We start from the raw sequence: 10,132 nt of genomic DNA on the forward strand, positions 1-10,132 counted from the left end.
AGCTGGGGACCTCGTCAGCGAATTCCATATGGGCCAGCAGGCCTTAAGGCCTGCAACAAACGGGCCGGACATAAGCGTGCTGCCTCTACCTGTCGACCACCATGTCAAATCGACCTTGCTATCCGGGAGGCGTCCACATAAGCACTTCCCTAGAGTAGCCGGTTGAAAGGGCGCATGCTTCCACTGCGGCCCCATCGCAGCTCAAGCATAGCGCCGTGTGTGCACGCCTGCGATCTCCTTCGCTCGAGAACAAGACAGCCGTTCCTCGACGTGGTCAGTGGACTGACCACACCAATATGAAATCCTAATGCTGACGCTTGTCGGCAATGAGCGGAAGTGTCACATGGCGTTGGCAGCCAACGGGCGTAAAGAAGACTTTCCGAGGCTTCGGGTCAATGCGCCCAGAACCCGTGAAGTGCCCCATGGGGGTTCCGGCCGCTCAAGTCGCACGCTCCTCTGCTGAGCCGATCAAGGGATATCGAGGTCGCTGAAATGCCTTCCAGCATCTAGAACTCCAGATCGCTGACCACGCGGTCCAGCCTGCCAGCGCACCATTGAAGTGGAGAGTAGAGTACTTCGCCGGTGTATTCGCGGAGTATCGCGCCTACGGTAAAGATCGTGGTCACGGTTTTCGTACCTTCCCGCGACGGACCTTGCTCATGAGTGAATCCTTCTGAATGCGGCCTGTTTAGGAAACGGGGGGGTTGCCTCGAGCAAGTTCACCCCTGCAGCCGACATCCTTGTGAACTGCAACATGGACGGCGCCGAAAGCGGCCGTACTTGCGTGCTAGACGCGCATTCAACTATATTGATCGGGCGTTAAGGAGCGATTCCCGACACATATCCGAGCCGAGCGTTCGCTGCCGCAGCCGCTGTCAGCGGGAACTGCGGCGCAACGACAGGAAGCCTATGATTCCCAAAACTGGGCCCGGCAGAAGCACCCAGGACGTTTTCATGCCCAGGTCCCCTAGCAACGTGGACACGAGGGTAATGGAAGCCACCGTCAGCGCAAATCCAATCGAGTTCTGAATGGCGAGTGCACCGCCGACCAAGGGCAGAGGGCATGTCTTGGCAGCTAACGCTGAAAACTGCGGGGAATCTGCGACAACTGCCGCTCCCCAAATCAAGAAAAAAACCAACAGGCAACCCCGTGACAGCGCGTCTGCCGCGAACGGCAAGAGAAAGCAGCACACTCCTGAAATCGCGAGAGCGCTGAGCGCGACGCGGGCACTATCTACCCAGCGGGTTAGCACGCCGCCGAAGACGCACCCAATGGCGCCAACCCCAATGATGGCGAAGGCCAGCGCTGAGATGCCCTGTGTTTCGAAAAGCGAAGGCAGGGGCGAGCGTGCAACGAGCATGGGTAGTATGGTCCAGAAGGCATAAAGCTCCCACATGTGCCCGAAATAACCTACCGCAATCGCTCTGAACTGGGGATCGCGAAACGCGTGCAATGGATTACCCGGATTCGGGCCGCCCGGGCGGCGCATCGGCAAGTGCGGTCCGTTACCCAAGTAGATGACCATGACTGCCGCAATACCTGCCAGCACCGAAGAGCCAGCCATGACGTACTGCCACGGCCATTGTGCGGCCATAATTCGCAAGCCATGCGGCAGCGCGCTCCCTAAGGTCAGCATGCCTACCAGCAATGCAAGCGCTGCCCCTGCTCTATCGGGGGCCCAGCTAATAATCAGCTTCATCCCAATCGGATAGACGCCAGCGAGACATACGCCCACAGCAAACCGAAGTGCGATTGCTGCGGAGAAATCCCCTGACAGACACGCGAACCACGCGTTGAAAGCAGCACCAAGCAGTGCCGAAAGGCAAAAAATTCGGCTCGCCGAGAACCTGTCCGCGAGTCCGAATACGGCGAATACCAGGGTACCCAGTATGAAGCCGCTCTGAACCGCCGCCGTGAGCATGCCAATGTTTGCGGCCGTCAGCCCCCACGTCCGGGCAAGATCGTCGGCCGCGCTGTTGGCGCTGAACCAAAGCGAGGTTCCGAACAATTGCGCGGTGGCTATTGTCAATACAGGGTCGAGACGAAGCCATCCCGACTTCAGAGCAGCATTTGAAGATTGAGCCATACTCTGGGAATGCATTCTGTTGCTGGGAGCGGACTTCAATCCGCGGTATCAGCCAGCGCAGCACCTTTGATCGGCGAGGGGAAACGATGGAGCACACGTATGCGCTACTGCTTCCGCGCACCATCCGGGTCAGCACGATGGTCGATGTTGAGCTGCATGAAGACAAGGTCCAGCCACTTGCCGAACTTCGTGCCAACCTCCTTCATCAGGCCGACCTGCTCGAAGCCCAGTTTTTCATGTAGACGGATCGAGCTCGCGTTACCTGCTTCGATCGCGCTGACTATGATGTGTTTGCCGAGTTCGCCCGCACGCTCGATAAGAGCTTTCATTAGCGAGCCGGCAATACCTTTGCCACGCTGGTCAGTTCGCACGTACACCGAGTGCTCCACGGTATGGCGATAGCCATCAAACGCGCGCCAATCCCCAAATGACGCATAGCCGACCACAACGCCCGTTGCGTCCAGCGCCACGAGAACCGGTAAGCCGGCCTTGCGCCGTGCGGAAAGCCAGTCCAAGCGATTGGCCACATCGACAAGGACCTCATTCCAGATTGCCGTCGTGTTCTCCACAGCATCGTTGTAGATCGCACATACCGCTTCCATGTCTTCTGGCGTGGCATCGCGAATCGTTATTTCGGTCATCATGTACCCCTTCAATATGGTCAAAGGTCTCCGCGCTGCCTGCTGGCGGCGGCATTGGATCCCTATGCGGTGGTCGAAATCAGGCGCTCGCCTACTCGTCCAGGAGCCAGATGCCGTGCTGCCTCAGCAGACATGCATCCACCCGGGCGCTCGAGGCAGCCGACTGCCCTAACACACGCGTCTGCCACCTCATCGCCCTTCTCTATCAAGAGTTTGGCGAAGAATCCGCGCATGTGCTCTTCAGCTCGAAAATTGTGCGGCGTCAGCACCATTGAAAACACCGGTGTGTCCGTTTCGAGTTGCACGCGCATCAACCCCTCCACGACGGCTTGAGCGACGAACTCGTGCCGATAGATGCCTCCGTCAACAACGAGCGCACTTTCAATAATCGCCGCATAGTCTCCGCGTGTCGCGATCCGTTTGGCGAACAGCGGAATTTCGAATGCTCCAGGCACTTCGAAGAAGTCTACGGCATCGGTAGACACCCCGAGTTGGACCATGCGGCGCAGGAATCCCTCAAGCGCGTTCTCCAGCAGGTCTTTGTGCCACTCCGCCTGAATGAATGCAACACGCGCCGCGCGGGAAAAAATGCTTGTCTTCATAACAATCTCCTAGCGGAGGGATCGCCTCCGCCCACATCACCCAGGTGTTATTGGGAAACCGGAGCCGTCAGACCCGGGCGCTCGCTTCGCCGCGTCAGCAAGGTTACGATGATCAACGTCGCGATGTTCAGTACCAGTGCGACAACGCCGACATTCACGTCCTTCAAAGCATCCGGCAGGAATGGAAAGAGCGAAGCCACCGACTGCTTAGTCAAAGACACCCACGCAACCGTCGCCTCTCCCACGGCAATGCTAGTCATTGCCGCGACCGGCGTCACCGGATTATTCCGCAGCGAACTCATCACAAGGACCGGGAACAACTGGGTGACGAACGCGTAAGCCATCAGCAGAAGTGCGACGATCGTCTTCCCGCCCTGGAGCGCGAAGAAGAGCCCGACTGCCATGATGCACGGTGCCATCCACTTACTCAGCTTTACGATCTCGGCGCTGCTGGCAGACGGGCGCAACGGACGATAGACGTTATTGGCCAGCAAGGTTGCCGATGTCATCAGAATCATGGAACCCGGCACTAGCGCTGTCAGAACGCCTGCCGCCCCGATGACACCAACAAACCATGGGTCGAAGGTTTGCAGCGAAATCTTCAACAGTGCCAGATCGATGTCGCTTCCTTTGAGCCCAGGAATCTGCAGGACTGCAGTAAATCCGACGAAGAAGATAAACAAGAGCATCAACTGGTAGATCGGCAGAACGTAGGCATTCTTGCGCAACACCACGTCGGTCTTTGCCGTGTAGGTCGCCATGAACATGTGTGGCCACATGTAGAAGCCGAGCGCCGAAAGCAGAACGGTCGAAACCAGCCACACCGGGCTTTCACCGGACTCGCGCAGGGCAAGAAAACCTGGCTTTGCTGCCTCGATGTCCGCAAACATCTGCCCGACGCCACCGTGGTAGTGGAACGGCAGATAGAGGCCGAGGAACACGGCGACAAACATGACCAGGATGTCCTTGACCACCGACGTCCACGCGGACCCGTGTACGCCGGAGATGGCCACGTACAAGGCCACCACAATGGCACCGATCCACATGCCGTGGCTGGAGTCGATGGCGCCATACGATGCAACGCTCACGATAATGCCAAGCCCCTTGAGCTGCAACACCAGGTATGGCATCAGTGCCACGATGCCGACAACGGCGACCAGGATGCCCAGTGGCCGGCTGTCATACTTCGACGCGAAGAAGTCGGATTGAGAGATCAGGTTCTTCGCTTTGGCATAGCGCCAGATCAGCGGTAACAGCCAGTACGACAGGACAAAGCAAAGGCTTCCATAGCCCAGCATGTAGTAGGCCGGACCACCGTGGCCATATGCGTATCCACTCGCGCCAAGGAAGACGAACGTCGTGTAGATTTCACCGGCCATCAACAGGAACACGATTGCCGTGCCGAAGCCTCGGCCGCCCACCGCCCATTCCTCCAGGCTCATCTTTTTTCCTCGCCTGGCCAGCAAACCGAGCGCAAGTGCCAGGGCAATGGCACCAAAAATGAAGATCAGGGCGCTGTTCATACGTGCTCCTCAGCCGCGGTCCCGCGATCGTCGTGCGCCTTACTATCGCTGTGAAAGATGATCGCCATCACAACTGACGTGAGTACGAGATTGAGGGACAGCCAGCCCAGCAGAAAGGGCATACCGAGAATCTGGGGGGGTAACGCGGTTCAGAAAGAACGGGCCTATCAGCACGCCTGCGGCGGGTAGCAAGGCTAGTAAATGGATGGGGCGCATCTGCATCTCCTTTGGTGGCAATAAACTTCCTACCCCGCTCAAGTTGGTGACCGAAGGTACCAACGTGAACGGGCCGGATTGGGCGGAACGTTGTTGTGCTTTCTGGAGTTGTCCTGGTGTTCGTCGCTTCAGGCGTCGGCCATCACGTGTGAAATGCTTTTCACGTTCGTGTAGCACTCGAGCCCTTCGATGCCTCCTTCGCGTCCGTACCCGCTTTCCTTCACGCCACCGAATGGCGTTTCCGACACGGCGGAAGTCAGGTGATTGATTGCGAGGTTGCCCACCTCCAGCTCGTCGCCAAGGCGATAGGCGGCCGCTGCAGAGCGAGTGAATGCGTATCCGGCAAGGCCATAAGGCAGGCTGTTGGCACGTTCGATGGCTTCGTCGAGCGATTCGACAGGGGCAATCAGGCTCAGAGGCCCGAATGGCTCTTCTAGCATCGCGCGGGCGGTGGACGGGACATCGGCAAGTGCGGTGAACGGGAACATGTATCCTGCGCCCGGCAATGGCTCCCCACCGCAAAGCAGGCGAGCTCCTTGATGGATCGCGTCTTTCACCAACTCGTCAAGGCAGGCAAGTCGCCGCTCATTTGCGACAGGTCCGATATCACTGCTCGGCTCCAGCGCATGCCCCACCCGGATCCGGGCACCGTACCGAGCAAATGCTTCGACAAACCTGTCGTAGACCTTGCGATGAACGAAGAAGCGCGTAGGGGCAACGCATATCTGCCCGGCGTTGTTCAATTTCCCCTTTACGCAGGCGAGGGCTGCCGCGTCGGGATCGGCATCATCGCAAACGATGACCGGCGCGTGACCGCCCAACTCCAGAATCGCCGGCTTCATGTGTTGGGCTGTCAGGCCGGCCAGGTGCTTCCCCACGAGCGTGGAGCCAGTAAACGTGACGGCACGGACGACCGGGCTGGCGACCAGGACGACGAGATCATCCCCGGCTCTCCAAATACCAGGTTCAGCACACCAGCAGGAAGTCCGGCATCGCGGTAGGCCTGGGCCAACATCACGGCTCCCGCAGGCGTTTCCTCAGCGGCCTTGAGAATGATCGAACATCCGGCAGCGAGGGCACCACCCACCTTGCGCGCGGGAGAACTCATCGGGAAGTTCCATGGCGTGAATGCGCCAATCACGCCAATGGGTTCGCGGATCACCGTATGCCGCATGGGCGGCTCTGCCGGGATCACACGTCCGTACAACCGCTTGCCTTCGTTCGCATCCCATGTCATCAAGTCACAACCACGCAGCACCTCAGCGCGCGCCTGCGCCAGGGTCTTGCCTTGCTCCAGGGCAATGGCGGTCGCAATGGCCTCGACTCGTTCGAGAATCAAGTCAATCGCCTTCAGCATGATCTCGGCGCGCCGTGCGGGCGACGTGCGACGCCAGATCTTCAGACCATCGGCCGCGGCCGACAAGGCATCGTCGAGGTCTGCAGTCGTTGCGATTGGCACAGTGCCGATGGTTGTTTCGTCCGATGGGTTGATAACGGGCCGACCGGGCGCGCTGCGCCACTTGTCGGCGATCAGCATTCGAATTTCCGGATAGGAAGTCATGTGCATTGCCTGCTGGAGATAAGGAGAGATCGAAGCCATTCAGTCGCCTGCGATGGGGACGCCCGTGACACCTGGCGCGCACACGGCGCATCGGGAAGGACGAGCGTGTCCGACATGGGCGCGTAGCGCCCATGTGCGACCTGACGTCTCGGGGGTTTTGGAGCTGGACCTAGGCGGCTACGGCGCCTTTCACAGCCGGCGCTTCGACACTATGGAAGTTGCGCCCAAAGTAGATCAAGGCGTCGCGATCATTGCGCGTCCGCACGGCTTTGATCTCACAGAGAAACATGGTGTGCGTGCCAACGTCCATCATGGATGCGACTTCGCAGTCCAAAGCGCTGACGGTGCCGGCAATCACGGGGGCACCGGTCACCAGCCGATCCCATTCCACATCGGCAAAACGCTCCTCGACCGAGACGCTCTTGCTCGAGAACCGGATAGCCGCGTCTTGCTGATCCGCTGCGAGAACATTGACGCAAAGGCAGCCGTTCTCACGCACAACCTCGTTGTTCTTGCTGCCACGATTGATACAGACAAGCAGAGTTGGCGGCTCGTCCGTGATGCCGCACACTGCCGATACTGTGCAGCCGGCCAGTCCACCTTCGCCGTTACTAGTGATGATGTTGACCGCGGCCCCTAGCCCGGCCATGGCTTCTCGGAACGATGTTTTGTCTACCATAGTGCTCCCCTTAGCTTGGGGCCTCATAGTTTGTGAAGGACGTGCTGCGCGGATTACCGCACAGCGGCGCGTGCCTTGGCTGCGGCATGGGTGACCGGCAGGCGTGCATGACCGAACAGCTTTTCGCGATACGTACCTTCGCGATAGGCGGTCTTGTACACGCCGCGCTCCTGCAGGAGCGGTACCAGCAGATCGATGACGTCGTCGAGACATTCCGGAGCCACCGTACGCGACAGGTTGAACCCTGCTACACCGGTCTCGTTGGTCCACTCGATCATCAGGTCAGCGATCTGTTCGGCAGAGCCGACCCACGGTGCCTGGCGGCTACCCAGCGGCATCTGTTCGAGCAGCTTGCGCAAGGTCCATTGGGCCCCTGCGCTGCGAGTCATGGCTTCCACGTTGGAAACGATCGCCTGGCTCTTGCTCACATCGATCGGCTCGTCGAGGTCGTAGCGCGAAAAATCGATGCCAAGCGAACTGGCTGCGTGTGCGAGTGCGCCTTCCGAACTCACATATCGCTTGTATTCCTCGTACTTCTCCTGCGCTTCCTTTTCGGTGCCACCAATGATCAGCGTCGCTCCCAGGAATGCCTTGACATCGTCCGCGATGCGGCCAAAGGCCACAGCCTTCGCGCGGATGTCGTCGACGATGGTCTTGACGCCGTCCTTCTTCTGGCCATTCACGAAGACGCATTCAGCGTGCGTCGCGGCAAACTGCCTGCCACGCGTCGAGGAGCCTGCCTGGTAGAGCACCGGTGTCCGCTGCGGCGACGGAGCGCATAGGTGCATCGCATTTACCTTGTATTGACGACCGCGATGGTGGATCACGCGAACCTTCGACGGGTCTGCGTAGATGCCTCTGGCCTTGTCGTTGATGACCGCGTCGTCATCCCAGCTTCCTTCCCAGAGCTTGTACACCAACTCCAGGTACTCGTCGGCCAGATCGTAACGGTCATCGTGCGCAACCTGCCCGTCGAGGCCGATGGCTCGCGCCGCGCTGTCCAGATAGCCAGTCACGATGTTCCAGCCGATGCGCCCACCTGTCAGATGGTCGAGCGTCGACATGCGGCGGGCAAACAGGAACGGCTGCTCGTAGGTGAGGTTGGCCGTAACGCCGAACCCCAGATTGCGTGTGACCGCGGCCATGGCCGGAATCACTAACATTGGGTCGTTCACCGGCACCTGCACGGCGTTTTGAACAGCCGCGTTGGCGTTACCACCGAAGACGTCATAGACCCCAACGACATCGGCAAAGAAGATGCCATCGAACAGCCCACGCTCAAGTTTCTTGGCGTAGTCCACCCAGTATTGAACCTCGCTGTACCGGCTCGATTCATCACGGGGATGGGTCCACAGTCCCTGCTGGATATGACCCACGCAGTTCATCTCAAATGCGTTCAGGTGGATTTCACGACTCATTTCTACTCCTAGTTGTCGAGAGAGACTTGGAAGGAAGGTATCCCCCCATGCCGTTTACTATAGTAAACAATCGAGCATGAAAAAAGACATTTCGGCCGGAGGTAAACCCCTAGATGGGATCTGAGTTTATGCAGCCTTCGGTTCTAGCTTCAAGCGCAACCGCTTCGATCCGCCTGGCCGCGTCTGGTGGCAGTTGCTCGAAGAAGGCGCGCCGTCTCGCGCGAGCAGCCCTGACAGATCCAGAGCACTTGCTGCCGCTCGGATCGACTACCACCGTGGCAAAGCGATGGCCTTTGTGCAGCGCGAATTCGTCCATGGCTAGGGAACGAATGCCGGCATGTGGCAATTCAGCCCCCCAAATTCTTCGAAAACTAAAGAAAAAACGCCCGACGAAACGTCGGGCGCTATAAGGGACGCATTGTCGGGGGATACATACAACCGACTTGGGTGCACCTAACTGGCGCACCCCGATGAACATACTAATCGCAGCCCACAAAAAGTATTATCAGATCTTCTCGAATTTCCACCAAGGATTTTCTGATATGGCACTAGCCCGCAAGCCCACAACATGAGTGCGAACCTATCTAGCCCCTCCAGCTCTGCTTGTCACAGGTGGAAACACATACCAGCCACCGTCGCAGTGCCGGAAGAACATGATCGACAGCGTACCAGTAGCGCGGTTGCACTCCACACAAACAAAGCGGCTGCGGCAGTCTCGCAGGCGGCCCGTACCGATAACGCGGGGCGGCTTCCCTACCGACGGTGTAAGCCATTTTTCAACCATTGAACGTAACGACTTCTCTGCTGCCATGCTTCCTCCATTGACGGATAGTTGATGGCAATATCGAATGCATTCTGTGCTTTCGTAATGCCACTACAGGCGAAGCGCACGATCCAACGCCGTCCTTTGCGGGCGATAAATGGCATCGGGTTCGCCCGATTACATTTAATTAACGCCCCTAATATCCCCGACGACATAGTCGGACCGACATTTCCCGCATGAATTAGGCAGTACACTGAGATCCATCGTGACAAACGGCTAAATTCCGAGCCAACCCATTGATGCATCCCATGGACTGAGCGCATGACCTCAAGAGGCAAACGGGCACACTACCGTTTCTTAGTTCGACGTCTGCAAGGAAATCATTCCGCGAAATCCATTCCACTGCGCTGAATGCCTTATCCTCGACAGAAGGTCGCGCGTCAGCCGCGCCGCGCTTTGCCATGATTTCTGTATAACGCGGGTAGCTACCCGTCGGGCTATTCATTTTCGAACTGCCTGGCTCAATAGAGACACATCAAGCCGATCAATAGGAGAACATCTCCGCCGGCCATGGGCGAGAATCGCGGACAGGAAAAACGCCGGACGTGAACTCCAGCCGCACCAAGCGAAGCGTTGGTGGGT

At 58.5% G+C, this 10,132-nt stretch carries 9 protein-coding genes and 1 pseudogene; all 10 read right to left on the reverse strand.

The features are described 5' to 3' along the window. Positions 1 to 875: 875 nt before the first annotated feature. Entirely contained in the window at positions 876 to 2,087 is a 1,212-nt protein-coding gene (locus MKD50_RS29550; protein WP_051073457.1) for an MFS transporter, read from the reverse strand. 104 nt (positions 2,088 to 2,191) lie between these two features. Continuing rightward, positions 2,192 to 2,731: a GNAT family N-acetyltransferase gene (locus tag MKD50_RS29555; protein WP_012354645.1), complete on the reverse strand. Its 540-nt coding sequence runs from the start codon at positions 2,729 to 2,731 to the stop codon at positions 2,192 to 2,194. A gap of 59 nt (positions 2,732 to 2,790) precedes the next feature. Then, positions 2,791 to 3,330 carry a 6,7-dimethyl-8-ribityllumazine synthase gene (locus tag MKD50_RS29560; protein WP_012354644.1) on the reverse strand — a complete coding sequence of 180 codons (540 nt, stop codon included), beginning with the start codon at positions 3,328 to 3,330 and terminating at the stop codon, positions 2,791 to 2,793. 47 nt (positions 3,331 to 3,377) lie between these two features. Then, positions 3,378 to 4,853: a sodium:solute symporter family protein gene (locus MKD50_RS29565; protein ID WP_012354643.1), complete on the reverse strand. Its 1,476-nt coding sequence runs from the start codon at positions 4,851 to 4,853 to the stop codon at positions 3,378 to 3,380. Continuing rightward, complete coding sequence (locus tag MKD50_RS30780; RefSeq protein ID WP_018003724.1) at positions 4,850 to 4,975, reverse strand: hypothetical protein; 126 nt, start codon at positions 4,973 to 4,975, stop codon at positions 4,850 to 4,852. The genes MKD50_RS29565 and MKD50_RS30780 overlap by 4 nt, the downstream gene beginning before the upstream one ends. A 222-nt stretch (positions 4,976 to 5,197) precedes the next feature. Continuing rightward, positions 5,198 to 5,947 carry an aldehyde dehydrogenase family protein gene (locus MKD50_RS30785; RefSeq protein ID WP_306414578.1) on the reverse strand — a complete coding sequence of 250 codons (750 nt, stop codon included), beginning with the start codon at positions 5,945 to 5,947 and terminating at the stop codon, positions 5,198 to 5,200. Then, positions 5,923 to 6,669: an aldehyde dehydrogenase family protein gene (locus MKD50_RS30790; protein ID WP_306414577.1), complete on the reverse strand. Its 747-nt coding sequence runs from the start codon at positions 6,667 to 6,669 to the stop codon at positions 5,923 to 5,925. The genes MKD50_RS30785 and MKD50_RS30790 overlap by 25 nt, the downstream gene beginning before the upstream one ends. A gap of 130 nt (positions 6,670 to 6,799) precedes the next feature. Beyond that, the gene (locus MKD50_RS29575) at positions 6,800 to 7,309 is read right to left on the reverse strand and encodes a flavin reductase (RefSeq protein ID WP_012354642.1); all 510 of its coding nucleotides are present in this window, start codon (positions 7,307 to 7,309) and stop codon (positions 6,800 to 6,802) included. Between the two features lie 53 nt (positions 7,310 to 7,362). Then, on the reverse strand, positions 7,363 to 8,727 hold the full coding sequence (locus MKD50_RS29580; protein WP_012354641.1) for an LLM class flavin-dependent oxidoreductase: 1,365 nt from the start codon (positions 8,725 to 8,727) through the stop codon (positions 7,363 to 7,365). A gap of 139 nt (positions 8,728 to 8,866) precedes the next feature. After that, a pseudogene (locus MKD50_RS29585) lies at positions 8,867 to 9,058 on the reverse strand (transposase); the annotation flags it as partial. Positions 9,059 to 10,132 lie beyond the last annotated feature (1,074 nt).

The organism is Cupriavidus mimosae (assembly GCF_023952485.1).
Taxonomy (GTDB): Bacteria; Pseudomonadota; Gammaproteobacteria; order Burkholderiales; family Burkholderiaceae; genus Cupriavidus; species Cupriavidus taiwanensis_C.